Source organism: Virgibacillus aidingensis (assembly GCF_010994035.1).
In the GTDB taxonomy this organism is placed as follows: Bacteria; Bacillota; Bacilli; order Bacillales; family Amphibacillaceae; genus Virgibacillus_N.
On record NZ_WIXN01000003.1, the window covers coordinates 227,074 to 253,552 of the forward strand.

The following is a 26,479-nucleotide window of genomic DNA, read 5'->3' on the forward strand; positions in this document are numbered from 1 at the left end:
TACTATTCTTTCATGCTGTTATTGCTTAACCCTCAGATTTATAGTAATTCAAAGACACCGGCAGCACCCATGCCTCCGCCAATACACATGGTTACAACACCAAACTGCTCGCTGCGGCGCTTCATTTCATTAATCAGTGTCAGTGTCAACTTTGTCCCGGTCATGCCGAGCGGGTGGCCAAGCGCAATTGCTCCGCCATTGACATTAACTTTAGTCGTATCCAGGTCTAATGCTTCAATGACACGGACAGATTGGGAAGCAAACGCCTCGTTAAGCTCGAATAAACCAACATCCGATAAATCAAGGCCGGCAATTTTCAATGCTTTTGGTATAGCTTCCACAGGCCCCACGCCCATGATTTCCGGTTCTACACCAGCTACTGCAAAGGAGCGGAATTTCACAAGTGGCGTCAGCCCCTCGCTTTCCGCTTTTTCCCTGTCCATGACCAGTACTGTCCCGGCCCCGTCACTCATTTGGGAGGAATTCCCTGCAGTTACTGAACCTTTTGCATGAAATGCCGGGCGCAGTTTTGCCAGGATTTCCGGTGTTGTATTTGCACGTACCCCTTCGTCCATCTCAAAGAGAGATGTTTTCTCTTCTACCTTATTTTTCTCTCCAATGAAGCGCTGCGTTACTTCGACAGGTACAATTTCATCCTTGAATTTACCTTCTTCTATTGCTTTTGCCGCACGCTGATGACTTTGCGCAGCAAATCTGTCCTGATCTTCCCTTGAAATATTAAAACGGTTTGCCACTTCTTCAGCCGTGTGTCCCATCCCCATATAATAACCGGGAGCATCCTGTACCAGCTTTGGATTTGGTTTAATTACATGCCCGCCCATCGGGATCAGGCTCATTGACTCTGCTCCACCGGCTATGATTGTATCACTGGCTCCAACCATAATCCGCTCCGCTGCAAAAGCAATACTTTGCAGCCCGGAGGAACAATAGCGGTTAATCGTAATTCCCGGTACATCATTTTTAAGTCCTGCAAGTCCGGCAATATTGCGTGCCATGTTCATACCTTGTTCTGCTTCCGGCATGGCAGAGCCAATAATCACGTCATCAATATTTCCATCATAATTATCTGCCCGCTTCAATGTTTCTTTAATGGTCAATGCGGCCAAATCATCCGGTCTTGTATTTGCGAGCGACCCTTTATTGGCTTTGCCTACAGGGGTTCTTGCACCTGCAACAATTACTGCTTCCTTCACATTTCTTCCCCCTCTTCTTTTAATTGCGTAATGGTTTTCCTTTCAGCAGCATGTGCTGCATCCTTTGCTGTGTGAGCGGTTCACCTATCAAACTCAGAAACGCTTCTCTTTCCAGATCAAGCATTGCCTGTTCATCGATAACGGATCCTTCTTTAATACGTCCGCCTGATAATACATATGCTAACTTTTCTGCTATTTTCACATCATGGTCAGACGCATAGCCGCTGAATTGAAGTGACTTTGCACCAAGCAGCATGGCTGCATAGCCCGCGTCTCCGACAACCGGGATTTTTTCCCTTTGCGGTGCCACGTAGCCGGCTCTAGCCAGGGCCAATACCTTTTCCTTTGCATCATGCAGCAGATGATCTGCATTTTTACTGATGGCATCCCCCGAGTCCAGGAAGCCATTTTCCCGGGCTTCTTCCGCTGACGTGGAAACTTTCGCCATAGCTACTTTTTCAAAAACATCATTGGCTACTTTGGTCAAATCAAAATCAATGCCCTGCGGCAGATTGCGTAGTTCTTTCAGGTAGAGTTCCTTTGTTCCGCCGCCGCCCGGTATTAAACCAACACCAAACTCAACCAGTCCCATGTATGTTTCCGGGGATGCCTGGATTGCTGCTGCCGGCAGGGAAACTTCCGCACCGCCGCCCAGTGTCATATTAAAGGGAGCGGCTACTACCGGTTTATTGGAATACTTAATGTTCATCGACATGTTTTGGAATTGACGGACAACCATATCCAGCTCAAAGAAATTGTCATCTTGTGCTTCCATTAACATTAATGCCAGGTTGGCACCCACACAGAAGTTCTTACCTTGGTTTCCAATCACTAACCCTTCATAATTTTTATCCACTTCTTCAATGGCAAAATTAATCATCTGCATGGTGTCCAGACCGATCGCATTGCTCTTGGAGTGGAATTCAAGCGCTGCAACCCCGTCTCCCAGATCAACCATGCTGGCACCTGCATTCTTTTTAATGACACCTTTTGTATCTTTTAAGCGTTTCAGGTTGATTTCTTTCGGATTGAACTGCTGTTGTTTATATTCACCCTGATCATAGTAATATACTTTGCCATCTTCCCGTTTATAAAAAGATTCATTGCCTGCTTCAAGCATGTTCCGCACCCATTCAGGTACGGTTTCTCCTTCTTCCTGCATGCGTTTCACTGATTCCTTCAGACCGATGGCATCCCAGGATTCAAATGGACCCATTTCCCAGCCGAATCCCCATTTCATTGCCTTGTCGATGGAAAGAATATCATCTGCAATTTCTCCTGTAAGCTCTGCGGAGTATATTAATGCAGGTTTAATAACAGACCAGACTAGATCTCCGGCTCTGTCGCCTTTTGCTGATACCAGTGTTTTTAATTTACGCTTTGATCCTTTTTCCTGTTTGGCTGTTTCTGTTGCATTTGTTTTCAGTTTTTTGCGGTCTTCATATTCCAGTGTTTCCGGATTCAGTTCGTAAATAACACTGCCGTCTTTTCCTTTTTTCTTCAGGAAAAACCCTTGCCCGCTCTTGGCCCCGAGCCAGCCTTTTTCATTCATCGTTTTCATGAATTCCGGCACATCAAATACTTCCTTTTCTGCCCCTTCCACCTGGTCAAATACATTTTTCGCGACATGGACAAACGTATCCAGACCAACTACATCAAGGGTGCGGAAAGTAGCACTTTTCGGACGGCCGATCATTGGACCTGTCACAGAATCCACTTCTCCTACACTGTAATTTCCTTTCAGCATTTCCCTTACAGTAACAAGAAGGCCGTAAGTTCCAATCCGGTTTGCAATAAAGTTCGGTGTATCTTTTGCTTCCACGACACCTTTTCCTAACGTATCTTCTGCAAAGGTTTTCATAAATGTAAGTACTTGCGCATCCGTGTCTTTTGCAGGGATCACCTCAAGCAGTTTCAAGTAACGGGGCGGGTTGAAAAAGTGTGTGCCGAGAAAATGTTTGCGGAAATCCTCGGATCGGCCTTCAGCCATCGCCTCTACAGAAATACCTGATGTGTTTGAGCTGACAATCGCACCTTCTTTACGGTGTTCATCCACTTTGGCATATACTTTTTTCTTAATGTCCAGATTTTCCACGACGACTTCAATTATCCAGTCTGCTTCCGATAACTTTTCCATATCGTCATCCATGTTACCTGTCGTAATCAGTTCCAGGCTTTTCTTCGTTGTAATTGGACTTGGTTTTTGTTTTAACAGTGCTTTCTTGCTGTCTTCAGCTATACGGTTGCGCACCTTCCTGTCTTCCAGTGTCAGACCTTGTTTCTCTTCTTTTTCCGTCAGTTCCTTTGGTACGATGTCAAGCATTAAGGTTGGAATCCCTGTGTTAGCCAAGTGAGCTGCAATGGCTGAACCCATGACACCTGACCCCAGCACAGCAGCACGCTTGATGGAAAGCGTCATATTTTTATCCTCCAATCGTATTTTGAATGAACCCTCATTCATTTTTATTGCGAAAAATAAAGATAGTTTCCTATCCATCTATAACACTACTATAAATTATCCGACGATTTTTCGCAATAAATAAGAGGAAATATTTTAATAAACAAAAGGAAATAATTTTTAGTTCATGATCACCCCGCCAAAATTATTCGCTGGTAGCGAATTCCGAGGCTGGACTTGGCTAAATAAGACAACTAATTTATCATTTCCTTTACTATAGAATAAGCAACCGCTCTGACTGCGATTGCTTCTCTCCATTTATCCTTTAGGCATTGGAGTCGGGGTGGGGCCAACTTTGTTTCCACTGTATTTTCTATCAATATATTCGCGAATCTCCTGCAGTGACGCACCTTCTTCATATTTGACAACTGTTTCTTCCACAGTTTCAATGCAAATGGCACAGCCGAATCCCATGTTGTCCAAAGCTGCAACATGCTCATTAAAGTCATCTACAAAACAGTGCCTGACATTTTCATGCCCATTACTTTCAAAACATCCGCAATAACACGGTATATAATCAAGCGTTTCGGAATACTCCATAGCCAATTCATAAGCTCCCTGGACACGCGGATCATCTACTTCATTCAAAAACTGCGCCATCATCGGTGACCATGCTTCTTTATCAAGATTAAAGGAAAGACCTTCCAGTGAGTCATCTATTTGCAAATCACCTTCAACGGTTTTCGTTTGATCGTGGGAACATGCAGCGAGCATTATTATTAATGCGACAAGTATGAACATAAATTTCTTCATTAAAAAGAGCTCCCTTTTATGTGATTTCCTCTATTATACTATCGGTTTAAAATTTATTAAGTGGCAAAAATCACTTCATTTAGGTCTTGCGGAGATTTTTTCTTGTGAGATGGGGCAAGCAGTTTTTTCAAATCTTTCATAGTAAGTTTGTGCCTTTCCTATATTTTTTCGGTTTTCATGAGTAAAAGGAAATTTCTAAATCATAACCATTCCTATTTACAAATCGTAATCATTCCGATATAATACGAGAATACTAGTTAACTATTCGGGGTGACCATATTGAAATTATTTAAACTTATCTTTTTGTTGCTTATTACAGGAACTCTAATGATTGGATGTACACAAGACAACGAAGCATCTACAACCAATAATGATGCAATGACTATATATACAACAATTTACCCAATTCAATATGCGGCTGAACGGATTGGAGGAAAGACCGTGCAAGCTGCATCCGTGATTCCTCCGGGGGTTGATGCACACACCTATGAACCTGCTACACAAGATATGACCAAAATTGCCGATGGGGATGCATTTTTTTATTTAGGTTCGGGTATGGAAGCTTTTGCCGAAACAGCTGCAAGTGCACTGGAATCTCAGGACACTGTGCTAATTGAACTGGGGCAGCACGAGGAAATATTCCATACGGAAAACGGAACGGAGCACAATCACGAAGATCATGACCATCACGATCATGATCACGGTGACCATAATCCGCATATTTGGATTGATCCGCTCAGAATGCTGGATATGACAGCAGTAATTAAAGAAGAATTGATTTCATTGAATCCGGAGCATGAAGCTCTGTATGAAGAAAATTATGCAGCATTGGAACAGGACCTTAAGGAACTGCATGATGCATACAAAGCTGTTTTAGATGAGAAAACCAACAAACGTATTCTCGTTTCCCATGCTGCCTTTGGTTATTGGGAGAGCCGATATGGGATTGAACAAATTTCCATTCACGGTCTTTCCACCAGCAATGAACCCTCGCAAAAAGAATTGACTGAAATAATTCATACGGCGGAAGAATATAATATGGATTATATTATTTTCGAACAAAACGTTTCAACACGTGTGGCTGAAATCATTCAGGAGCAAATTGGCGCAGAAAGTTTAATCATTCATAATTTATCCGTATTAACAGATGAAGATATAGAAGCAGATGAAGATTATCTTACTATCATGGAGAAAAATTTAGAAACATTGGATCAGGCAACAAAATAGGAACAAAAGATTATTATGCTTCATATTGTTTGCATTTGAAATATGCTTAATACTGGAGGTTTGCAGTACGGGGTGAAGGAGCAGTGCATCCTTACCAGATTCTATTCTGCTTCCGGGCGATTAACAGGATTGGCCGATCGATTTGGGAGAGCTCCCGATCGAATGAGCAGGCTGGTCGATCGATTTGGCTGGATTCTCGATCGAATGAGCAGGATTGCCGATCGATTTGGCTGGGTTCCCGATCGAATGAGCAGGCTTGCCGATCGATTTGGGGGAGCTCCCGATCGAATGGGCAGGCTTGCCGATCGATTTGGCTGGGTTCCCGATCGATTTGACGCGATTGCCGATCGATTTGACGCGATTGCCGATCGATTTGATGCAATTCCCGATTGATTTGACGCGATTGCCGATCGATTTGCCCGGTTGGCAGATCGGCTGAAAGACGCCTTCGGGTGATTTACCACTTTGCTTTTAGAAAGGGGCCGCGATAATGTCAGAACCTGTTGTTTCCATGCGCCAAATTACGCATGCTTACGATCAAAAAAAAGTATTAAATAACGTAAATTTTGAAATTCCCAGAGGAGCTTTTATGGGACTGGTCGGGCCGAACGGCGGTGGTAAAACCACTCTCATCCGTATTCTGCTCGGACTTTTAAAACCGAATGAAGGATCGATAAAGCTGTTCAATCAGCCGATTCATAAATTTAAACAATGGAATAAGATTGGATTTGTATCCCAGAAGGCCAATACATTCAATAGAGGGTTTCCCGCTACGGCATTCGAGGTTGTCTCCATGGGATTGACAGCTAAAATTGGTTATCTGCGTTTTTTTAACAAACAGCATAAAACGTTGGTTTTACAGGCACTGGATCAGGTCGGCATGCTGGATTACGCTTATGAAAATGTCGGGAATTTATCCGGCGGACAGCAGCAGCGCATCTTTATTGCCAGATCCCTTGTTAATGATCCGGAACTGCTGATTCTGGATGAGCCTACTGTCGGGGTGGATTATGAGAATGTTCAGCGGTTTTATGACCTATTGCATCAATTAAATGATAAACAAATTACTTTACTGCTGGTGACACATGACACAGGAACGATGACCGAGCACGCGACAGACATAGTCTGTCTGAATCAAACATTGCATTTTCACGGGAAACCGGAAGAGTACACCTCTCTTTCTAAAGAAGATCTCTCCAGGTTTTACGGCCATCCGGTAAACATCGTCACGCATAATCATTAATGATGGAGGAAGCCTTATGCTAGCAGATTTTTTTGAATATGATTTTTTACGGCATACATTTTTCACAGGAATATTAATAGGCATTATCGCCCCATTGCTCGGGACATTCATTGTTGTCAGAAGGCTTTCCTTAATCGCAGATGCCCTTTCCCACGTCACATTGGCAGGGATCGCTTTTGGCATGCTGCTTGAAAAAAGACTTGGTTTTGTCTTGCTCAGTCCTTTATACAGCGGAATGGCTTTTTCGGTCCTGGGATCCATTTTAATTGAAAAGCTCCGATCGGTTTATAAATCCTACCAGGAAATAGCAATTCCGATTATCTTATCCGGCGGAGTGGGACTGACGGTTATTTTTATATCCTTGGCGGACGGATTTAATAGAGACCTGATGAACTATTTATTCGGCTCTGTATCAGCGGTCAGCCAGCAGGATTTTTACACAATCGCAGGAATTTCGATATTGATTATAGCAGTCGTAGCGCTGTTTTATAAGGAATTATTAACTTTATCCTTTGATGAAGAGCATGCAACGACATCCGGCATTCATGCAAAACGGATTCATCTATTATTTATCGTGCTGACCGCCCTTGTCATTGCAGCATCCATCCAGATCGTTGGTGTGCTTTTAGTTTCTGCATTAATGACCCTGCCGGTGGCAGCCAGCATGCGTTTGGCAAAAGGGTTTAAACAAATGCTGTTTTTATCTGTTGTTTTTGGAGAAATAGCTGTTATCATAGGATTAATAGGCGGGTATTATTTAAACATTCCGCCGGGCGGAACTATTGTTATGACGGCAATCATGATTTTGCTGCTTTCTATCGGAGTAAAGCGATTTTCTTTTAGATATAAGAAAGCGGGTGAAACTAATGGATACGAAGGAAGCAATTAATCTTCTCAAGGAAAAAGGCTATAAAACAACCGGAAGAAGAAAAGAAATTCTAAAATATTTCGAAATAGAAGATGGCTATCGGACTGCAAAGGATTTAATTACACACCTCGAAGCAAGTTATGATTCCATCAGTTTTGATACCATTTACCGGAATCTGCACCTTTACAGTGAGCACGGGATATTGGAAACAACCGAGCTGAACGGGGAAAAACATTTTCGAATGAATTGCACTCACCATCACCATCATCATTTTATATGCAAGGATTGCGGTAAAACAAAAGAAATCGACGTTTGTCCGATGGATGAAGTGGAAAGTTCATTGAAAAACTATGCGATTGAAGGACATAAGTTTGAGATTTATGGGTTATGCCCGGTTTGTCAGATGGCATGATTTGTTTCAACAGGTATGCAAGAAGAAAGAAGGGCTGCAGGCCGGGTTTGGTCTGTCAGCTCTTTTGTGTTGTTCCTGCTACCGGCAATATGGTCTGCCTGCAATAAAGCGGTAGTGGAGAGAAAATTACAAGAGAAATACAGCATGTGTATGGATATCCGGGAAACTAAACAGCCAAGCCGAGCCTTAGCTGCCTTATCCCGGCACATGTCCTTTTTCCCTTGTCCTCCCTCCGTGTATGAACGTACTTTCATCCGTGTATGAACGTACTTTTTTGAAAGGAAGCCCAGTTGCTTTTAACTCTCTCTCATTCATCTTATAACGAACCTTCCAATCATGTATTACATCCCGGACAAGCCAAAAATAGCATACAGAATTTAAATCCCGCATGCTATTAAAAATCCGCTGCTTTTAGCCAAACACTTCTTCCAAAACCTTTGACTCTTCATGATCAAGCATATTCTTTTGTATCATAGCGTCAACAGGCTTGTTCATTTGGTTCTTTAATTCTTTGGAAGCATCTGCCTCTCCCACTACATATATCTTTTCCCAATTATTATCTTTGGCCCGTTTATCCAGCTTTGGAGCAATTTTTTTATACCAGCGCTGCTGATTTGCTTCAAACCGGTCAGCAAAATTATCTTTCTGCAGATTCGTTCTCCCGGGGCCAAATGGTGATGAATTCCCTTTTCTCGGTCCGAGTTTTTCCCGCCAGTCAGCTGTGTCCAGATCGAGTTCATAGGAGGCTGTATCCTGAATTTCATTTAAATAGGAATCAATGATTTTTACCTCATTCTGCTGTACTAGAATAATACCTGATTTTGGATATTTTTCCCGCAGTTCATACAATTGGTCCAGCACCGGTGTTTCCTGCCAGTAAAATTTCGTTTCCAGACGCATTTGTACGCGATCAGCAAACCAGACTTCTTCGTCTGCTGTTGCAATAATGATGACACCACGGCGAAATTCCTGTTCATTTCCTTGTATAAACCGTTTCACTTTTTCTTTTACTGCCTGAAAATGTTCATATTCCTCTTTATTCTTATCTTCCTTCAAGTATTGCTCAAAATTTCTCATTCCATTTTTAAAATGTATTTTCCATTCACCGCCCTGTTGATCGGGGTCTGACGGATCGGTGTTTAAGTACATGGTAAAAACTTTACTCGCTCCATCCCTGCGCACTTTTTCCAAATCCTTCAGCTTTTTATGCAAGTCCATCATTTAATGGAACGCCTCCTTATAGGTATAATCTTTTATTAATATTTAACCTATATTTTGCGGCAGTAAACATAGCAGCTGATTAAGAAACCAGCCTCAATCCTACGGCAGCACTAAGAATAAAGCTGATAAATAATAGTCTTTTCCAATCCTTGGATTCCCCCAGAAAAATCATGCCAACGAGGGCGCTTCCCACGGTACCCATTCCTGTCCAGACCGCGTAAGCAGTACTCATGGGAATAGACTGCATGGCAATGGATAATAATATAAAACTTATGATAAAGCCGCCTGCCATGATACTGAAAGAAGCGAGATTCCTGTGCCTGTTTAATCGGTCAATCCCCATAACGCCAATCACTTCCGTAAGGCCTGCCGTAATAAGAATCATCCAATCCATCAGCCTAAACCTCCCTTCTTCTCTGCAGCCGGTGTGACTGTTTTCAAGCCAAATACGCCAGTTACCAATAAAGCAATGAGAAGAATTTTAGCTAATTGAAATGGTTCCCCAAAAATAAAGATTTCCACGATGACTGTACCCGCTGTACCAAGTCCGGCAAAAACGGCATAGGCAGTACCTACCGGCAGTCTGCTTGAAGCCATAATGAGAAAATGGAAGCTCACGTAGATACAAATACCTGTTAAGATCCAGGTAAACACATTATAGGCATGACTCAGCCCAACAACCCAGCCAACTTCAAAGGCAGCTGCCAAAAAAATCATATTCCAGTATTTATTCATTTTCAATCACTCCTGTACTTTGGTAACCAAGACCTTTTTTATGAATCAGTATTCTCTTTTACAGCAAATTAAAAAGCCCGGAAAGATACCAAAATGATATCCTCCCGGGCTTTTATCCCTCCGTGTACACATACGTGTGTTTTCTCTCGGACCTGACCAACTTGCATTGCGGAACCCTAGAAAACTTTTTTAGCTGATGTTTATTATAAATGTTCTATGAATCATGGTCAACTGCTTCAACCTTTTCTTTCAATGCCTTTTCTATTTTCCAAATTTCTTTTTTTAATTGATTTGCTTCGTTTTCACCTACATCCGCATTTCCATATCTGACTCTTTCATAAATAGTAAAATCAGCTTCAAGACCAATTCTTTCCATCCAGTCCTCCACTGTTTCAAATTGCTTTCTTCCCATTTTATATTTGGCAGCTGTCCTTTCAAATTGATACACCATTTTTCTCACAGGATGGGCAGGCTTTTGGGAAAGCTTTTTTCTCCACCGGCTGATGATGGAAGCGGATTTGTCTATCTTGAGTTCCGCGCTGGTGTAGGCATCGTATTCCTGCTGTTCTTCTTTGTTAAAACGGTTATAACGATTTTTCCATACCCAGAATATCAATAAAGCCAGGAATAGCAGGGAGACGGCTATTACTACATATGGAGCAACTATCTCAATAAATGATGGCCCCTCCAATTGACTCCAATTTTCAGCAGGATTTTCTCCTGCAACCCCTTCTTCCAGTTCCCCAGGCTTTATTTCCTCTGGTTCCGCAAAACTAAAAAGCTGTGCAAAGCTTGCAATCATACCGGAGATGACATCCAATATTCCATGAAAGGCAAATACAATAACAAATCTGATTCCTTCATACAACAGGAAAAATAGCCCTGCCCCTCCTGCCAGCAAACCGATAAAATATACAGGCAGTTTGCTGTCAAGCTGTTTACGCTCCCTTTTATGGACGACAGCCAAGTGGCTGGCAATGTATCCCAAAATAACAATGGCAAACAGCAGTAAAGGGTAAATTATAATTCTCGTATCCTGGATTAATATACTATTAATTGCCATAAGACCGAGAGCAATAATAATATAATTGTTTTCCCTGCTGATCGCTTCTTCATTACGTATATTTATATATCGCCAGACAAATGCACCTGTAAAAATAATGGATAAAATGAGCGGGTAATCCAGTACAAAGAAAGCAATGAAAAGAAAAGGTGCGGTGAATATATACCATAAGTAACTCAGCGTATACCTGGCAATTATACTAAAGATAATACAAACAACAATTGCAATAATAATATAACTCCCGTAAGGCACCCACATAAAGCGATGATGGAGAAAGGGAAGGAAAAGCAAAAATAAAATGATCGTTTCACTTATAAAATGATAGGCATAAGTTAAAATCGGATGATTATTTCGCATCGGCCATCCCCCCGCCTCTTGTCAGTGGGCGAACGATCGCCTCTTCACCTTCACCTGAAATATGAAAAACACTATGGCCGGCTTGTTTCCAGGTACTCATTAATTCACTTGATCCGGAAGGTATTTCCCCGATAACAATTACTGTCTTTGGTTTGTGAAAATATTTCCCAAGCCGATGAAGCATTTGGTTCAGAGGCATAATCATCGATTGTTTATTCACCCTTGCCAGCAGCTCAAGGGCGTAACCATAATGCCTTTGACCTTCTCCCTCCGGCAATTGAATATACGGAACCTTCCCGGGCTTTCTTGTATTTAGAAACATTTCATAAGGGATATTTTTTTGCATCGCATAATGACAAAGATATGCTGTATAAGATAATAGCTTTTCAAGGTTTTTATTAAAAGACATCATGTTCAACTGATTATCCTTTGCAATATTAACAATAAACACAAAAGATCTGTCCACCATTTTCTCATATACATTTGTTTGCAGTTTTTGTGTCTTTACGGATGCTTTCCAATTAATTTTGTGAAAAGGATCACTGTCGCTGTAGTCTCTTGTTCCCTGTGGATTTTGGACATCCTCATACGGAGAAAATGCAGCATAGCCGCTGCCGGGCATCATTTGAAATACAGCCTCTGCCCCCTGTACTGGCAACAGTTCAGGAAGAACCACATATTCCGTATAGAAAAACTGCCTGTATTTCAATGTAACGGAATCATAATTAAATAAATGCGGGAAGGAAAGTGTAATGCCATTTATTTTTGCAACCCCCCTGTGTTCTGCACGAATGGGCAGCTCAATGATTGCCTTTTTCCTGCGCAATATAGACAATGGAATATATATGCTTTTCCAATAGCTTTTTTCATTCTTTATATGTTGATAAGCTTTAATGGCTGGTCCTGCCTGAAAATGCAGTCCGCCGTTAATTAACGGAAATATGGATCGGTTCTCCAATTCCAGTTTCAGTTTCGCCTCATCCCCCGGAAAAAGCTTTATTGTTTTCTTCGGATTTATTAAATGCAGTTTTCCCATGATCTCCTTATCATAAATCCGGAATATCACCGCGTAAACCACAAATATGCCTGTTGCAATAAAAGCAATTTCATTTTGAAATAGAATACCTATAAAAAAGAATACAAGAATGGCAGCTATTGCATAGTCATAACTTTTCAATTGCTGAGAGCCTATTTCCCTTTGCCACATCATTCACTAACTGCTCCTTCTTCCACAGGGACAGGCGCCATCTGAATAATTTCTTCTGTGATTTGAGCAGTTGTTTTTTTGACAGAGCCCTCCATCGTTAAAATCAGCCTATGTTCAAACACATATGGAACAAGCGTTTTCACATCATCTGGCTTTACATAATTCCTGTTATGCAGAAAAGCAAAGGCTTGCGCCGCCCGCATTAAGGCAAGCATGCCTCTTGGACTTATCCCAAGTTCTACCTCATCATGTTCTCTGGATGCGTGAATAAGGGACAATAAATAATTAGAAACAGCCTCGGAAATTATGATATTCCGCACCTGTTCCTGCATTTCCCTGATCTCTGCCATCGATAATGAAACAGCTATATTGTCAAACGGATCTCCAGTTCGATATGTATGTAAAATATTCTTTTCTTCTTCTCTGGACGGATAACCTAAATCAATTTTTAACAGAAACCGGTCTAATTGCGCTTCCGGCAGTGGAAATGTACCGTAATTGTTTTCTACCGGATTCTGTGTGGCGATGACGATAAATGGCCTGTCTACAGCAATGGTTTCTCCGTCAATCGTGGTCTGGTATTCTTCCATTACCTCAAGCAGACTGGACTGTGTCTTTGGTGTAGCACGGTTAATTTCATCTGCCAGCAGGACATCTGTCACTACAGGGCCAACCCGTAATTCAAATTCCTGTGTTTTCGGATTAAAAAACCGAATACCGGTAACATCACTCGGCAGGACATCCGGTGTAAATTGCACCCTGCTGAATTTTCCGGCCATCACTTTCGCAAAGCTTTTTGCCAATTTGGTTTTTCCTGTACCCGGAACACTTTCCAAAAGCACATGGCCTTCTGCAAGCAATGCAACGTACAATAAATCAATAACCTCACTTTTTCCGTAAATTACCCTATTTAATGCTTCTCTTGCTTCGTCTAATTTTTTCATTAATATAAACCCCCGTAAAATCAAAAAAGGCTTCTGTTTTTTCATTATACTAAAATTACTTAAAAATTCATACGAGTAAATCGGAAGAAAGTTTCAAAAGATAGATTTTTTAATATTACCTTCAGCCAGCTGGCAGCAATGTGGAGGCAGCTTTTTAATTGGGTAGAGAAAAAAATCCACCTTATATACAAGGTGGATTTTTTAATACATGTTTAGTTTATACGGCGTACGTGGCCGTCAAATACGCCTCCCCAGTAACCGCTTGTCATACTTTCTACTTCTACACCGGTTGAAGTCTGGGCACCGATAAAACTCCCGTCTCCTACATAGATCCCAACGTGGGCGCCGCCTCTGAAAAACACGAGATCTCCAGGCTGCATATCACTTGGTGATACTTTTGTCCCTGTGTTTGCTAAAGCTCCAGTATAGGATGGTATGGATTTACCGGCTTGTGCATAGGCCCAAGATACAAATCCTGAACAGTCAAACGCACTCGGAGTTTTTCCGCCTAGTACATAAGGTGTTCCCATCTGGCTGTATGCTGCATCAATGGCACTTCCGCCGCTTAATGGCTTGGGAGCAGATTTACTCTCTTCCTTGCTTGCAGTTGTTACATTCTGCCCTGAATCTGATTGTGAACTTTCCTCTGAAGCCACTGCAGGCTGACTTGCCGCATCTATGCTGTCCCTGACTTCTCTTTCCAGTGATGCCAGATTACTGTCTTCTATTTCCAGTTCTTCCACTAATGCTGTCAGTTCATTTTCTTTATCTTCTAATTCCTGTCTTCTATCTTCATTTTGCTGCTGCTGGGCTTCGATTGCATCCAGAACATCTTCCAGATCCCGTTTCATAACTTTTAACTCATCAAGCTTTGCCAATACCTGATCCTGTTTTTCCTCTACTTCTTCCTTATCCGCTTCCTGCTGTTCTATCAATCTCGTATCCGAGTCAGCAATTTTATTTACTGCGGAAACCCGGTTAATAAAATCACTGAAGCTTTGTGCGCCGAATATTACTTCCAGATAGTTAATATCCCCGCCGCTCTTTTGATAGGAAACCATTCGCTCTTTCAGGATATCATGACGCTTTTCGATTGCTTGCTCCAATTCCTCAATTTCCGCTTCCAAAGCATCCACTTCATCCTCTGTATTGGCGATGTTATCCTCTGTTTCTTCCATTGCAGCTTTATTTCGGTCCAATGCTTCGGATACACGTTCTATCTCCTCATTCAGTTCTTCCAATTCCACCAGCACATCCGCTACTTGCGCTTCCGCATCTGATAGATTGCTTCTAAGTTCCGCTCTCTCATCCTCTATTTGCGACTGCCTGTTTTCCAGATCACTCAGCGTATTTGCATGAGCTTCCGCGCCAAAAAAGGCACTCCCCAAACCTACCACAGCCACTGTGGATAAGGTGATAACCGACTTTCTCAATTGTATTCCCCGCTTCCCGTTCCCACCTGTCGATTATGATTACTTTTCTATGTATACAGTAAAAAAAGAGGTGAGCTATATATTTTGTACTATATAATATATTTTCTAGACAATTCGTAGTATATCATCAAAACTTTTCATAGAGATTATAGTAATATTACAATTGTATTTCATATGTGACAATAAACTTCTTTTTTTATTAAAAAAATGCCTATTCCCTCCGACGGAAATAAACATTTTTTTACTTTCTTTTATAAATTTCGGTATTATGTCAGTCAGCAGTTGCCCTATCCGAGGAAGACAAGTGCCACTTTTTTTCTATATCAATTTGTAAATTGCTCTTCCTCTGTTGATCCTTTTAAAGCTCCCGTAGAAGAAGTCCCTCCTGATATAACCTGGGCCACCTCATCAAAATATCCTGTACCCACTTCGCGCTGATGCCTGGTAGCGCTGTAACCGAATGGCTCGCTGGAGAATTCCGCCTGCTGCAATTCAGAATATGCTGCCATTCCGTTATCTTTATATTTTCTGGCGAGATCGAACATACTGTGGTTCAAGGCATGGAATCCTGCCAATGTAACAAACTGGAATTTATAGCCCATTTTACCCAGTTCTTTCTGGAATGAAGCAATTTCCTCGTCTGATAATTTCTTTTTCCAGTTAAATGATGGTGAACAATTATATGCCAGCAATTTGTTCGGAAATTTTTCATGGATCGCTTCGGCAAACCGCTGCGCCTCTTCCAAATTCGGCTCGGATGTTTCACACCAGATTAAATCAGCATATGGTGCATATGCAAGTCCTCTTGAAATTGCCTGATCCAAGCCGGATCTTGTTTTGTAAAATCCTTCTGTTGTTCTTTCGCCTGTAATAAATTTATGATCATACTCATCCACATCACTTGTGATCATATCCGCTGCATTGGCATCTGTTCTGGCCATAATGACGGTTGGAGTTCCCATGACATCGGCAGCAAACCTGGCAGCGACTAAATTTCTGACCGCATTTTGTGTAGGAAGCAATACCTTGCCGCCCAGGTGGCCGCATTTTTTCTCCGAGGAAAGCTGATCCTCAAAATGAACAGCTGAAGCTCCTGATTCTATCATGGATTTCATTAATTCGAATACATTTAATTGACCACCGAAACCTGCTTCCGCATCTGCCACAATTGGTGCAAACCAGTCAATTTCTTCGTTGCCCTCCGAATAATGTATCTGATCCGCACGCTGCAGTGCCTGGTTAATTTTTTTTACTACATTTGGCACACTGTTCACCGGGTATAAGCTTTGATCCGGATACATTTGACCTGACAGGTTGGCATCAGCAGCTACCTGCCAGCCGCTTAAGTAAATGGCCTTCAACCCCGCCTTCACCTGTTGTACCGCCTGATTTCCGGTTAGGGCGCCAAGCGTATTCACAAAATCTTCCTCGTTGATTAACTTCCACAGCTTTTTAGCACCTCTGTCAGCAAGTGTATGTTCAATATCGATGGATCCCCGAAGGCGAATAACGTCTTCAGCCGTATAAGGCCTTTCCACTCCTGCCCACCGAATATCATTATCCCATGAATTTTTTAGTGTTTCTGCACGATTTTTCATAACACTTTTCCTCCTTGAAATTGTTTAATCTTATAAGAATAATGCAGGAATTTAAGCAAGGATCTCCTGTTTGATTCAGTGTTGGGCCACTAAACAGCCCGCTCAAAATTTTGGTAATTACGTTTATTCCCTGCCTGCCCCCTGACCGTCCCGCTTTACTTTGCCGATTACCCGGCATGTGTAACTTTTGTCGGTGTAGCCCATCAAACTTAAAGTTATAATTATTTGTTATAATACATAAGCAATAAGTAACTATTGTTATATAACAACACAAACAAAAAAATTAACTGTCTTTTTTAGACAGACAATAGTCACATTCAGTCAAAAAATATCCCTCCTCCATTTTTTCCCCGCATTCTGTACAGGCAGCATACTTCGTTTCTGTTTCCAAATAAAAACCCCCTTTTTATATAACAGAATTATTTTATAACTATTTGTTATAATACAGTGTATGTTATTCTGATCTTTATTTCAAGGATTTTTTTAACTTTCTTCAAAAATTAATCAATTGTTGGAGAGAAACGCAGTAATGGCGCGTTTTAGAAGTTTAATATTTTTACGCATTCTGTACAAAAACAGATTTATTACAGGGGATTTCAGCACAGGATTTAAAAAATCTTAATCGGCTGTATTTCTATAAGGCAAAATGAACCCGATAACTGAAATCACGTAAAATAAAAAACACGGAAAGGATAACCTCTTCGTGTCTACTTAACCAAGTTATGTTTAAATGCATATATAACAGCCTGGGTCCGATCCTGAACCATCAGTTTCCCCAGAATATTACTGACATGGACCTTAACCGTCTTTAATGCAATAAATAATTCATCGGCAATTTCCTGATTTGTCTTACCTTGCGCCACAAGCAGCAGGATCTCCATTTCCCTTTCTGTCAGCTGCTCATGAAGCGGTTCTTTTTCAGGCTTTCTCATTTTGTTCATGATCTTTCCGGTTACTTCCGGTTCCAATATTGTTTCCCCATTATACGTAGAGCGGATGGCATCAGCAATTTCACTTGCTTTGGAAGTTTTCAGCATATAGCTTGTCGCACCGGCTTCAAGGGCAGGATAAACCTTGTCATCATCCAAAAAACTTGTAACAATAATAATTTTTGCTGCGGGCCACGCCTCAATAATTCGTTTTGTTGCTTCAATGCCGTCCATTTCCTTCATGACAAGGTCCATTAAAATGATATCCGGTTTCAGCTCCAATGCCAGTTTGACAGCTTCTTCCCCATCGTCCGCTTCTGCAATCACCTCAATGTCAGCCTGGGCGGACAGATAGGCAGAAACACCTATCCGCACCATTTCATGATCATCCGCAAATAAGACATTAATCATCTTTTCCACCTTCTTCGGTTAAATTAGGAATCTTCACTTCAAGCCTCGTGCCTTTATCCGGCAAACTGACGACCTTAAAATTTCCGCCAATTTCCTCTGCCCGCTCCCGCATATTTTGCAGGCCGAAAGCATTCATTTTTGTCTTCTCCATATCAAAGCCGATTCCATTATCAACACTTCTTAATATAATGGTTTCATCTCTTTCCACTAGAAGCACTTGAAGTTTTGTTGCTTTTGCATGGCGCAAAGTATTGGAAACACCTTCCTGCAGTATGCGGAAGAGCTGGTCTTCCACCCCTTTATCCGCATGAAAATCTTCTATCTTCCAGTCCACTTCCATCGGTACTTTTTGGGTCAATTCCACAAGTAATTCTTTCACCCCTGCCTGCAGTGATTTTCCTTTTAAGGCTGCGGGACGCAGGTGGAGAAGCAAAGCACGCATTTCCAGCTGGGACTGATGGATCATGTTTTCCACCAATTTGAGCTGTTTTTTCATTTCAGGATCTTCTGGGGGTTTTGTATCATTGATAGCCGACATCATCATGGATGCTGCAAACAACTGTTGGCTGACAGAATCATGCAGTTCTCTCGCCAGGCGGTTTCTTTCCTGGACAACAATTTCCTGCAGGCTTTTCTCCCGTTCATGTGCCCTGTCCGTTGCTAAGCGCTGTGCTTTTTCCTGTTGCACGCGGATTCTTTCCTGAATTTGTTCCATATAGTATTCAATTTTGTCCAATTCCTTATACTGCTCCAGATCTGAAGTCAATTTATGCCCTTTTGAAATATCCAATAATTGTTTTTCCACACGGTGGAGACGCTGTCTCCAATAAACTCCCGTGACAATTCCAATAATTATCCCAGCGGCTACAGGAATCAATACTACCAGCAGTAAAAACGAAATATCCGCTACCCGCTGCTGAAAAAGGAGAGACCAGTCATCCATAAACACAAAAAAGGTAAAACTGACCATCACGAGTGAAATAAGCAAGGTGAATAAGACTGCGGTAAATACATGTTTCAAAATCATATTCATATCCGCTTCACCTCGATATCTCCGGATAATACCGTGGTTATAATTTTAACCCTTGGTGAAGCAGCATCATAGTTCGGCGTCCGGTATATAAGGGACTGATTGATTAATTTCCAATTCTGCTCACCCAATATATGCGCCCGGCCAAAGACAGAGCTGTGGTGAACACTGACTTCCACTTCATAAGGGATAAGTATTTCCATGTTCCCCACCAAATGTCTGATCGAGATTACTGCTGTATCATCCGGAAGCACGGTATTGCTTAAATCAATGACCCTGTCGCCAAAAGCACCATGTATATTAATATCCCGCCACTCATAGGGAGCATCATCTGTTGATTGATCTCCAAAAATTTTATGATCAAATAACGGCTTTGTTTCAATAACCGGATCTGTAATTATTTCCTGTTCACTGGAGAGCTGAGGATGGATTCTTTCTGCTTCTTGTTTGGATTTAGAGTAATTGATAAAAAACAAAACGATGGCTGCCAAAATAAGAAAACGGACAGCCAGCATATTTAAAATGGAAAAAATCGCAGCAGCTATGCCGAGCCAGAATAATATTTTCCCCCATAATTGATTAAAATTTTTCCAGCCGAAATATATTAATACAGCTGAAAATAAAGCAGAGGCAATCATGCCGCCATGAAAAAAGGTGAGCTCCAAAATAAAAAGGACTACGCCAATGATCAATATCCAGTTGAATGTATCTGTTTTCAAGTTTTTAAACATGGCGGTGAGCCCCCTTTTTTAGAAAATTTGACTTATTGCTGCAGGTACTTGAAAGTGTACTGTACTTTCAGAAACCTCTCTACGTTGAAGTGCCGGAATGACGCAGACCCTGCACATATGCAAATAAAGAAAGCTTTATAATTGTCATTTATTTATGTAAAACAGACGCGGGGTGATCGCGCCTGTTTTAGTATAGCAGATTTTCCGAAAAATCTTTAGCTGGAAATTCTAATTTGCTCTTTCTTTTTCCTTCATCTCTCTTTCCAGCTTGGCTATTTTACTGTCAAATGTGCTTTTATAATAGTCACTGTTTACTTTGTATTCCAATCCTTCAATGTATTGTTCAATCTCTTCAAATTTTGAAAAGGAAGCATCACTCACTTTATCAACAACACGGTTAATCTGGTGGGTTGCCTTTGCAATATTTTCCCTGCCCATTAACTCCATCCGTCTCAGATGCATATCTTTCAGCTTATGCTTCATTTCCTCATACTTCTGTTCCAGTATTTCCAGCTGCTCCAATGCCTCTCTTCTTGAGGCTTTCATTCGATCTGCCCGGTTTTGATATTCCTGCTGTTCTTTCAAAGCAAACTGATACATTTCCTCTTCTCCGGCTTTTTGGGCGATTTCCGCCTGTTTTTCCCGCTTGTCCGCAAGATCCTGCGCTTTATGGTATTCTCTGGTGAATTCATCTTTTAATTTATACTGCCTGTCCACCAGTTTACGTACTCTTTCCTTTTCCTGCTCACTTTTGCGCAAGTAATGATTTAACGCTGCTACCGGATTATTTTGTTCCTTTTTGTCCATCATATCGTGAAGATCTGCTGAAATGGAATCCTTCATACGTGTAAAAATATTTGTCATTGTAAAATCGCTCCTTTTTATTTTTGTAGATCTGCCCACTCACGCTCAAAATTTCTAAATGGATCGCCATCATCAAGGACTTCTGCAACGGGATCTTTATTATCTTTTTTCCAGCTTTTATAGATGAGATACAATGCGTACCCTGCTGCCACACCAATTACGGCATAGATATTGGAGAATGTAATGCTCAGGATAAAAAGACCTAAAACTATCCATCCAATTTTACCTGCTGCCGAATCACTTTGAAGGAATTTCTTAAAGATGATATAGAGCAGCCAAAGGCTTAAGGCCAGTAAAACCATCGGCCCCAGGTTAACCAGGAGAACCATGAGTGCAGCCAGTCCGCCAAGAAACAGTAAAAACTTCTTCATCAGTTCGTGCCTCCTTCCTCTTATAGTTTCTATCATATCGGTTAGAAAACAATTCGGTAATGAGCCCGGGATATATTTTGGGATAGGGCTGGAGGCTTAGTTATTATTGGACTTGTAGTGGCTTTTGGGGAGCCTGTTTTAATGTGAAGTATTGATCCTATCGCTTGAAGCTGCACGTTTTTTTTCCCGGGACATGCGAGTGCCCGAACGCTTACAGCATTCGGGCATAAAAATATCTATAATCCGTGCTCTTTTGCAATGCTTTTGTATGGGAAAATGCATATACACATTCACAAGTTAACTTAAATAATCTCTTTTTCATTATCCACCCATTATAAACCGAACAAGGTTGCGTTCAGAGAACGGACTTCAGCCATTATAGCTGTAGTAGGAAGTAAACGCTGAAAAAATTCTACTGTTACTGTAGTACTAACCTCGGGATTAGTTAGAAATCATCAATTCCTTTGCTGCAGAAAAAAAACGTGATGCCTCGATTCAATGTCGGGATCACGCTCTATGGTTCCTTACAAAAAACATTCTTGTGCAATCAGTTCATAAGATTTTCTTCTTGCTTCATAGCTGTTGGTAATCGTCACAATCATAAATTCTTCGGTATCGTACTGTTCTTGAAGCCTTTCCAGCTGCTCCCTCACCTCTTGCGGATTTCCAATGATCATATTGTTCTTCATTTTTTCCAGTTTGGCTTTTTCTTCGCCTGAAAGCTCATACGCTTTTGCTTCTTTTATCGTTGGTACGCCGGACTTTCCTTTACCTTTATCCTGCTGCAGCTTCCAAATCAAATCACTTAATGCCAGTTCCTCTGCTTCCTCCGTTGTTTCCGCACAGACGGCAGTTACTGCAATGAGCGCCAGGGACCCGCCGTTCTCATAATAACTTCTTACAATTTCCGGACCGCTTTCCCCTGACATAAAATGGCCGAAAGCATAGTTCATTCCTTTTTCTACAGCTAATTTCCCGCTCTTCCCGCTCGTTCCCAGCAACCATGGAACTGGGGGTGTCTCCGGGACAGGTCTGGCATTAATTTTGGAAAATAAGTGACCATCCGGAAATGATCCGTCCAGAAATGCAATTAATTCATCCAGTTTATCCGGCATTTTACGTACATTTTCAAGAAAATTATCTGACAATGCCATCGTTACTTCTGCGGACCCGCCGGGTGCTCTTCCAATCCCGAGGTCAATTCTATCGGGGTATAGGGTTGCCAGCATATTATATCTTTCTGCTATATTAAAAGCCTTGTAATGTGGCAGCAGCACGGCTCCTGCGCCTATGCGGATCTGTTCTGTCCGTGATCCAATTAAACTCAGCAGCATATCCGGTGCCGGGCTTGCCAAGCCGGCCAGGTCATGATGCTCTGCAACCCAGTATCGCATATACCCCAACCGGTCTGCAGATTCAGCCAGCCCGACCGTGGCCTTGAGTGCTTCCTGTGCTGTTTTCCCTGATGATACGGGAGCCTGATCCAGAATACTTAACTTCATTCTTCCACCCTGCCTTCTTCATTTTGTGATTCAATTTCTTGCATGTGATCAACCAGCTTTTCTGCAGCCTTTCGGTAAAAATTACTCATCATTGTAAATGATGCTATTAATAATAGTTGTTCCAGGTAATCAGACGCTTTATCCTCCAATTCCTCAACTGCCTCAGTTGTCTGTTCAGTATGTTTTCCTACTGTTTCTTCAAAAATAGCATGATTCGCTTCCAGCAGATGAATATATTTTTTATACAGCTCTTTTACCGAGATCGATTCGTCCACAACCTTCTCATTCAGTTGTCCCAGCGTCTGTTTTACATCCTGAATGGATAATGAACCTTTCATCTGGTAAATCATGCTAATCAGAATAACATGATCCTTTGTATATCTTTTATTTTGGATCGGAAAAAATAATTTTCCTTTTGCATAGTTGTTTATCATCGTTTTTGTCAGCACTTTCTCTTCTTCATTCCGCTTCGTGCCAGCGAACTTTCTTTCGAATAACTGGATGACCTGGTCCATATAAAGATCAAGATCGGGGATTTCCTCCAAGGATAAATGGGTATCTAATTGTATATCCTTTATCATGCCATGTATATTTTTCATTTAAAAATCTCCACTCTAATTGTTTGCCACTAATTATAAATGAAAAAAATTATACAGTAAAGCTTGACTACATGATGATATACCTATATTATTTACATATAGTTTTTAAAACTACATAAGGTGGTTGGTAATATGACAATTTCAATTCGGGAACCTGTGAATGGTTTTACCCATTTGTTTGGGGCACTTTTGGCGTTTGTTGGACTTTTGGCACTGGTTATTAAGGCAACGGCAGTTACCGGTGATATGATGGCCATTATGTCGGTTATTATTTTTGGCGTAAGCATGATCCTGCTTTACGCAGCGTCGGCAACCTATCATATGGTTGTCGCAGATGACAAAGTGATTGCATTTTTGCGGAGAATTGATCATTCCATGATTTTTGTACTGATTGCCGGTACATATGCTCCCTTTTGTTTAATCAGTTTGAGTGGAGCAACCGGCTGGATATTATTCACAGCAATTAGCCTTATTGCATTAGCTGGCGTGACATTTAAATTAGTATGGTTTCATGCACCAAGATGGTTATCTACTGCGTTATATGTAATTATGGGCTGGATTGTTGTTTTTTTCAGTGCTGATTTGGCACCTATTATTGGAGCCGGCGGCATGACTTTCTTAATAATTGGCGGGATTGTTTATACAATCGGGGCGCTTATTTACTGGTTAAAACCGAAGTATTTGACCTTTAAGCATTTTGGTTTCCATGAAATTTTTCACATTTTCATCCTGTTTGGCAGTTTATTTCATTTCTGTTCTGTTTATTTTTATGTGCTGTAAAATCAAGACGAACACACTTTCAGCCAGGTGTGTTCGTCTTTTTGATCAGTAGGATACGAGTTGTGACTTTACATAGTGATATAATAATTTTTCCGTCTCTTTCAGGGAATTTTCATGTGTTCGTTCATAGGCATGGGAGGCATCTATGCCGGGTCCGATTAATCCATGTATAATATCGTGTCCTGCCCGGATTGCAGCAGAAGCGTCCGAACCGTAGTAAGGATAAATATCCAGTTTATAAGCGATATTATTTTCTTCTGCCAGTTCAGACAAATGCTTGCGCAAACCGTAATGATACGGACCGCTTGCATCCTTTACACAAATGGACACCGTGTATTCATCTGTTGATTGCCCGTCTCCAATTGCCCCCATATCTACTGCCATATATTCCACTGTTTCCGGTGTAATATTGGAATTTCCGCCATAACCGATTTCCTCATTATTGGAGATAAGAAAATGAGTTGTGTAAGGCAGTTTTAGGTTTTCTTGTTTTATTCTTTTGATGAGCTGCAGCAGAATAGCTACGCTCGCCTTATCGTCCAGGTGACGTGATTTAATAAAACCATTATCCGTCATCTGAACACGGGGATCAAAAGATACAAAATCCCCAACTTGTATCCCCAATTTCTTTATATCATCTTCATTTTCAACCATTGCATCAATGCGCACTTCCATATTTTCCTGATTTCGTTTTGCTTCTCCGGCATTTTTATATACATGTACTGAAGTCTGATGCATTAAAATTGTTCCTGTAAATACTTTGCCGCTTGCAGTATGTATCCCGCAATATTCACCCTCTATGGCATTGAATTTAAACCCGCCGATCAGATCCAGGCGCAGCCTGCCATTGGATTTAATCTCCTTTACCATCGCACCGAGTGTGTCCACATGTGCAGTCAGCATTCGGTGCTCTTCTGTGTTTTTTCCGGGGAGTGTGGCAATCAGACCGCCCTTTCGATTTCTTTTTGTTTCCACCTCGATCTCTTTTAAAAATTGCTCAGTGAATTGTATAACTTTTGAGGTATATCCTGAGGGGCTGGGAATGGAAACCAGTTTCTCAATTAATTTTTTTGTTTCTTTTGTATTGGGGTATGCAGTCATTCAGATTACTCCTTCCTTGTATGGTTGCATATATCTATTATTCTAGCATTATGTATGTCATTCTGCATACAGCGATGAGAAATTGTAAACTAAGTCGTTTTTTGTTTCCATGTGAAGTGACTTTTTTACAGGAAACCCATCAAAGCGCTATGAACAAGCTACTTTGGAAATGATCATATCCGGGAGTAAATCTGAAACAACGTGATAACAGGCTAAAATTTCTCTGACTGAATTCATTTGAAACTCCCACACAGCATTTCATCTCTTCGGAAAAACCTTTCCTCAGCCCATTCCTAACTTTCTTCGTTTGCTGCCAGCAATGCTTCATAGTATTTCTCTTGCGTAGGGACTTCCTTTTCTGCAATACAGTACTCGATTAATTCCCGCAGCCGGACATTTTGCCGGAACATCTCCTCGTTTACTTCTGTTAAATGATGCACTTTATTTTCGGAAACATTGACAAACGGCAATTTTTCCTGCTTTAGCAGCACATCGATTTCATTTTCCAGATCTTTTATTTTACTGTATACCGCTTTCTCCTTCTTCTCCAGTTGCTCTGTCCTTTTTTCCAATTCCAGCAGTTTTTGTTCCATTCCTTTCCCTCATTTCCCTAAGCTTTGCTCCAGCATATGAACTATTTCTTACCCATATGAATCACTGCGGCCAAGCACTTTTTTTATTCCACGGGACTATGATAAACATATAGGCGGTAAAGGAGGGTTTTTTTCTTGAATAAATATTGGCCAAAAGCATGGAAAGATAAATTGCCAAATTTCCTGGGAGAAGATTTCTTTTCCAGTTTTGAAAACTTTGATATGAATGATATGGACAATCCAAACTCTTCCGGAACAAATAATAACAATAATTACTCCAGCGTGAAGGTCAATATTTGTGAGTCTGACAATGAATTATTATGCATATTTAGAATCCCTGGCCTGAATCTGGAGGACGTTCAAGTAGATGTCTACGATATGACGCTTGAAATCGTCGGCTCTGTCAGCATAGATCATAAAGGTTTCAGACCGGTTCAGCTGGAATTGTATCAGGGGCCTGTGAAGAGGCAGGTTAAATTGCCTTACCCTGCCCGTCACGATAAAATCAATGCGACCTATAAACATGGATACTTATATGTTCATTTACACAGGCTTTTCCGTCATGAGGATACAAAACAAAAACTGGAAATAAAAGATTTGGAATAAGTTAAATTATTTTTTCGATATGTGAATTAACTTCTCAATATTTTAATCGATGAAGCGATTTATTAACAAATGATACAATATTTCTATAGGAAATTTCGGACGCTTAATGAAAATAAACAATGATGAAATCAACTAACATGTATAGAACTTTTACGGATTGTCATATATAAAAAAACTGTGAATATAATTAACTGATTGCCATGAATTCGGGGATACGAGAATAACAGCA

The 26,479-nt window shown here is 41.1% G+C and carries 28 protein-coding genes and 1 riboswitch; of the genes, 7 read left to right on the forward strand and 21 right to left on the reverse strand.

Going from position 1 to position 26,479, the window contains the following annotated elements:
- Nucleotides 1-38 precede the first annotated feature (38 nt).
- The 3 genes from GHD25_RS04190 to GHD25_RS04200 all read right to left on the reverse strand — a co-directional run bounded on the left by GHD25_RS04190 (nt 39) and on the right by GHD25_RS04200 (nt 4,425).
- Complete coding sequence (locus tag GHD25_RS04190) at nt 39-1,214, reverse strand: acetyl-CoA C-acetyltransferase (RefSeq protein ID WP_164215098.1); 1,176 nt, start codon at nt 1,212-1,214, stop codon at nt 39-41.
- A gap of 19 nt (nt 1,215-1,233) precedes the next feature.
- Complete coding sequence (locus tag GHD25_RS04195) at nt 1,234-3,633, reverse strand: 3-hydroxyacyl-CoA dehydrogenase/enoyl-CoA hydratase family protein (RefSeq protein ID WP_164215099.1); 2,400 nt, start codon at nt 3,631-3,633, stop codon at nt 1,234-1,236.
- Nucleotides 3,634-3,930: 297 nt separating this feature from the next.
- Nucleotides 3,931-4,425 (reverse strand): PCYCGC motif-containing (lipo)protein, encoded by a 495-nt coding sequence (locus tag GHD25_RS04200; RefSeq protein ID WP_164215100.1) that lies wholly within the window; start codon nt 4,423-4,425, stop codon nt 3,931-3,933.
- 270 nt (nt 4,426-4,695) lie between these two features.
- Between GHD25_RS04200 and GHD25_RS04205 the strand changes: the two genes are divergently transcribed.
- From GHD25_RS04205 to GHD25_RS04225, 5 genes are all read left to right on the forward strand, one after another.
- Nucleotides 4,696-5,652 (forward strand): metal ABC transporter solute-binding protein, Zn/Mn family, encoded by a 957-nt coding sequence (locus GHD25_RS04205; protein ID WP_240452211.1) that lies wholly within the window; start codon nt 4,696-4,698, stop codon nt 5,650-5,652.
- 42 nt (nt 5,653-5,694) lie between these two features.
- Nucleotides 5,695-6,045: a hypothetical protein gene (locus tag GHD25_RS04210; RefSeq protein WP_164215102.1), complete on the forward strand. Its 351-nt coding sequence runs from the start codon at nt 5,695-5,697 to the stop codon at nt 6,043-6,045.
- A gap of 97 nt (nt 6,046-6,142) precedes the next feature.
- On the forward strand, nt 6,143-6,895 hold the full coding sequence (locus tag GHD25_RS04215) for a metal ABC transporter ATP-binding protein (protein ID WP_164215103.1): 753 nt from the start codon (nt 6,143-6,145) through the stop codon (nt 6,893-6,895).
- Between the two features lie 16 nt (nt 6,896-6,911).
- Nucleotides 6,912-7,784, forward strand: coding sequence for a metal ABC transporter permease (locus GHD25_RS04220; protein WP_164215104.1), 873 nt, complete (start codon nt 6,912-6,914; stop codon nt 7,782-7,784).
- A complete protein-coding gene (locus GHD25_RS04225) occupies nt 7,762-8,175 on the forward strand; it encodes a Fur family transcriptional regulator (protein WP_164215105.1) in 414 nt (137 codons plus the stop codon). The genes GHD25_RS04220 and GHD25_RS04225 overlap by 23 nt, the downstream gene beginning before the upstream one ends.
- 195 nt (nt 8,176-8,370) lie before the next feature.
- Here GHD25_RS04225 and GHD25_RS04230 read toward each other — a convergent pair whose 3' ends face one another.
- The 16 genes from GHD25_RS04230 to GHD25_RS04305 all read right to left on the reverse strand — a co-directional run bounded on the left by GHD25_RS04230 (nt 8,371) and on the right by GHD25_RS04305 (nt 23,170).
- Nucleotides 8,371-8,565 (reverse strand): hypothetical protein, encoded by a 195-nt coding sequence (locus GHD25_RS04230; RefSeq protein WP_164215106.1) that lies wholly within the window; start codon nt 8,563-8,565, stop codon nt 8,371-8,373.
- A 21-nt stretch (nt 8,566-8,586) separates the two neighbouring features.
- Entirely contained in the window at nt 8,587-9,393 is an 807-nt protein-coding gene (locus GHD25_RS04235; RefSeq protein WP_164215156.1) for a VLRF1 family aeRF1-type release factor, read from the reverse strand.
- Between the two features lie 82 nt (nt 9,394-9,475).
- Nucleotides 9,476-9,790: a DMT family transporter gene (locus tag GHD25_RS04240; RefSeq protein ID WP_164215107.1), complete on the reverse strand. Its 315-nt coding sequence runs from the start codon at nt 9,788-9,790 to the stop codon at nt 9,476-9,478.
- Nucleotides 9,790-10,131 carry a DMT family transporter gene (locus GHD25_RS04245; RefSeq protein WP_164215108.1) on the reverse strand — a complete coding sequence of 114 codons (342 nt, stop codon included), beginning with the start codon at nt 10,129-10,131 and terminating at the stop codon, nt 9,790-9,792. The genes GHD25_RS04240 and GHD25_RS04245 overlap by 1 nt, the downstream gene beginning before the upstream one ends.
- 99 nt (nt 10,132-10,230) lie before the next feature.
- Nucleotides 10,231-10,322, reverse strand: a riboswitch (guanidine-I (ykkC/yxkD leader).
- A 23-nt stretch (nt 10,323-10,345) separates the two neighbouring features.
- Nucleotides 10,346-11,551, reverse strand: a complete 1,206-nt coding sequence (locus tag GHD25_RS04250; protein ID WP_164215109.1) for a hypothetical protein — start codon at nt 11,549-11,551, stop codon at nt 10,346-10,348.
- Nucleotides 11,541-12,761, reverse strand: coding sequence for a DUF58 domain-containing protein (locus tag GHD25_RS04255; RefSeq protein WP_164215110.1), 1,221 nt, complete (start codon nt 12,759-12,761; stop codon nt 11,541-11,543). The genes GHD25_RS04250 and GHD25_RS04255 overlap by 11 nt, the downstream gene beginning before the upstream one ends.
- Nucleotides 12,758-13,702 carry an AAA family ATPase gene (locus tag GHD25_RS04260; protein WP_164215111.1) on the reverse strand — a complete coding sequence of 315 codons (945 nt, stop codon included), beginning with the start codon at nt 13,700-13,702 and terminating at the stop codon, nt 12,758-12,760. The genes GHD25_RS04255 and GHD25_RS04260 overlap by 4 nt, the downstream gene beginning before the upstream one ends.
- 212 nt (nt 13,703-13,914) lie before the next feature.
- Entirely contained in the window at nt 13,915-15,135 is a 1,221-nt protein-coding gene (locus tag GHD25_RS04265) for a C40 family peptidase (RefSeq protein WP_164215112.1), read from the reverse strand.
- Between the two features lie 323 nt (nt 15,136-15,458).
- Nucleotides 15,459-16,733 carry an isocitrate lyase gene (gene aceA, locus GHD25_RS04270; protein ID WP_164215113.1) on the reverse strand — a complete coding sequence of 425 codons (1,275 nt, stop codon included), beginning with the start codon at nt 16,731-16,733 and terminating at the stop codon, nt 15,459-15,461.
- A 707-nt stretch (nt 16,734-17,440) separates the two neighbouring features.
- The gene (locus tag GHD25_RS04275) at nt 17,441-18,073 is read right to left on the reverse strand and encodes a response regulator transcription factor (RefSeq protein WP_164215114.1); all 633 of its coding nucleotides are present in this window, start codon (nt 18,071-18,073) and stop codon (nt 17,441-17,443) included.
- Nucleotides 18,066-19,106, reverse strand: coding sequence for a sensor histidine kinase (locus tag GHD25_RS04280; protein WP_164215115.1), 1,041 nt, complete (start codon nt 19,104-19,106; stop codon nt 18,066-18,068). The genes GHD25_RS04275 and GHD25_RS04280 overlap by 8 nt, the downstream gene beginning before the upstream one ends.
- Nucleotides 19,103-19,834 carry a cell wall-active antibiotics response protein LiaF gene (liaF, locus tag GHD25_RS04285; RefSeq protein ID WP_164215116.1) on the reverse strand — a complete coding sequence of 244 codons (732 nt, stop codon included), beginning with the start codon at nt 19,832-19,834 and terminating at the stop codon, nt 19,103-19,105. Before liaF ends, GHD25_RS04280 begins: the two co-directional genes overlap by 4 nt.
- A 228-nt stretch (nt 19,835-20,062) precedes the next feature.
- Nucleotides 20,063-20,698, reverse strand: coding sequence for a PspA/IM30 family protein (locus GHD25_RS04290; RefSeq protein ID WP_164215117.1), 636 nt, complete (start codon nt 20,696-20,698; stop codon nt 20,063-20,065).
- Nucleotides 20,699-20,715: 17 nt separating this feature from the next.
- Entirely contained in the window at nt 20,716-21,069 is a 354-nt protein-coding gene (locus GHD25_RS04295) for a lmo0954 family membrane protein (protein WP_164215118.1), read from the reverse strand.
- A 524-nt stretch (nt 21,070-21,593) separates the two neighbouring features.
- The gene (locus GHD25_RS04300) at nt 21,594-22,571 is read right to left on the reverse strand and encodes an LLM class flavin-dependent oxidoreductase (RefSeq protein WP_164215119.1); all 978 of its coding nucleotides are present in this window, start codon (nt 22,569-22,571) and stop codon (nt 21,594-21,596) included.
- Nucleotides 22,568-23,170 (reverse strand): DUF1836 domain-containing protein, encoded by a 603-nt coding sequence (locus GHD25_RS04305; protein ID WP_164215120.1) that lies wholly within the window; start codon nt 23,168-23,170, stop codon nt 22,568-22,570. Before GHD25_RS04305 ends, GHD25_RS04300 begins: the two co-directional genes overlap by 4 nt.
- Before the next feature lie 132 nt (nt 23,171-23,302).
- Between GHD25_RS04305 and trhA the strand changes: the two genes are divergently transcribed.
- Nucleotides 23,303-23,950: a PAQR family membrane homeostasis protein TrhA gene (trhA, locus tag GHD25_RS04310; RefSeq protein WP_164215121.1), complete on the forward strand. Its 648-nt coding sequence runs from the start codon at nt 23,303-23,305 to the stop codon at nt 23,948-23,950.
- A 45-nt stretch (nt 23,951-23,995) separates the two neighbouring features.
- Here the strand turns inward: trhA and GHD25_RS04315 are convergent, their stop codons facing one another.
- Nucleotides 23,996-25,051: a M42 family metallopeptidase gene (locus tag GHD25_RS04315; protein WP_164215122.1), complete on the reverse strand. Its 1,056-nt coding sequence runs from the start codon at nt 25,049-25,051 to the stop codon at nt 23,996-23,998.
- A gap of 293 nt (nt 25,052-25,344) precedes the next feature.
- Entirely contained in the window at nt 25,345-25,644 is a 300-nt protein-coding gene (locus GHD25_RS04320) for a hypothetical protein (protein ID WP_164215123.1), read from the reverse strand.
- A 135-nt stretch (nt 25,645-25,779) separates the two neighbouring features.
- Here GHD25_RS04320 and GHD25_RS04325 point away from each other — a divergent pair, with 135 nt between their 5' ends.
- Entirely contained in the window at nt 25,780-26,250 is a 471-nt protein-coding gene (locus GHD25_RS04325; protein WP_164215124.1) for an Hsp20/alpha crystallin family protein, read from the forward strand.
- The last annotated feature ends 229 nt before the right edge of the window (nt 26,251-26,479 follow it).

Coding starts and splice junctions, on each gene's coding strand:
- GHD25_RS04195 (WP_164215099.1), bottom strand. CDS start 3,633: ATGACGCTTTCCATCAAGCGTGCTGCTGTGCTGGGGTCAGGTGTCATG.
- GHD25_RS04200 (WP_164215100.1), bottom strand. CDS start 4,425: ATGAAGAAATTTATGTTCATACTTGTCGCATTAATAATAATGCTCGCT.
- GHD25_RS04210 (WP_164215102.1), top strand. CDS start 5,695: ATGCTTAATACTGGAGGTTTGCAGTACGGGGTGAAGGAGCAGTGCATC.
- GHD25_RS04215 (WP_164215103.1), top strand. CDS start 6,143: ATGTCAGAACCTGTTGTTTCCATGCGCCAAATTACGCATGCTTACGAT.
- GHD25_RS04220 (WP_164215104.1), top strand. CDS start 6,912: ATGCTAGCAGATTTTTTTGAATATGATTTTTTACGGCATACATTTTTC.
- GHD25_RS04225 (WP_164215105.1), top strand. CDS start 7,762: ATGGATACGAAGGAAGCAATTAATCTTCTCAAGGAAAAAGGCTATAAA.
- GHD25_RS04230 (WP_164215106.1), bottom strand. CDS start 8,565: ATGCGGGATTTAAATTCTGTATGCTATTTTTGGCTTGTCCGGGATGTA.
- GHD25_RS04235 (WP_164215156.1), bottom strand. CDS start 9,393: ATGGACTTGCATAAAAAGCTGAAGGATTTGGAAAAAGTGCGCAGGGAT.
- GHD25_RS04240 (WP_164215107.1), bottom strand. CDS start 9,790: ATGGATTGGATGATTCTTATTACGGCAGGCCTTACGGAAGTGATTGGC.
- GHD25_RS04245 (WP_164215108.1), bottom strand. CDS start 10,131: ATGAATAAATACTGGAATATGATTTTTTTGGCAGCTGCCTTTGAAGTT.
- GHD25_RS04250 (WP_164215109.1), bottom strand. CDS start 11,551: ATGCGAAATAATCATCCGATTTTAACTTATGCCTATCATTTTATAAGT.
- GHD25_RS04255 (WP_164215110.1), bottom strand. CDS start 12,761: ATGATGTGGCAAAGGGAAATAGGCTCTCAGCAATTGAAAAGTTATGAC.
- GHD25_RS04260 (WP_164215111.1), bottom strand. CDS start 13,702: ATGAAAAAATTAGACGAAGCAAGAGAAGCATTAAATAGGGTAATTTAC.
- aceA (WP_164215113.1), bottom strand. CDS start 16,733: ATGAAAAATCGTGCAGAAACACTAAAAAATTCATGGGATAATGATATT.
- GHD25_RS04275 (WP_164215114.1), bottom strand. CDS start 18,073: ATGATTAATGTCTTATTTGCGGATGATCATGAAATGGTGCGGATAGGT.
- GHD25_RS04280 (WP_164215115.1), bottom strand. CDS start 19,106: ATGAATATGATTTTGAAACATGTATTTACCGCAGTCTTATTCACCTTG.
- liaF (WP_164215116.1), bottom strand. CDS start 19,834: ATGTTTAAAAACTTGAAAACAGATACATTCAACTGGATATTGATCATT.
- GHD25_RS04290 (WP_164215117.1), bottom strand. CDS start 20,698: ATGACAAATATTTTTACACGTATGAAGGATTCCATTTCAGCAGATCTT.
- GHD25_RS04295 (WP_164215118.1), bottom strand. CDS start 21,069: ATGAAGAAGTTTTTACTGTTTCTTGGCGGACTGGCTGCACTCATGGTT.
- GHD25_RS04300 (WP_164215119.1), bottom strand. CDS start 22,571: ATGAAGTTAAGTATTCTGGATCAGGCTCCCGTATCATCAGGGAAAACA.
- GHD25_RS04305 (WP_164215120.1), bottom strand. CDS start 23,170: ATGAAAAATATACATGGCATGATAAAGGATATACAATTAGATACCCAT.
- trhA (WP_164215121.1), top strand. CDS start 23,303: ATGACAATTTCAATTCGGGAACCTGTGAATGGTTTTACCCATTTGTTT.
- GHD25_RS04315 (WP_164215122.1), bottom strand. CDS start 25,051: ATGACTGCATACCCCAATACAAAAGAAACAAAAAAATTAATTGAGAAA.
- GHD25_RS04320 (WP_164215123.1), bottom strand. CDS start 25,644: ATGGAACAAAAACTGCTGGAATTGGAAAAAAGGACAGAGCAACTGGAG.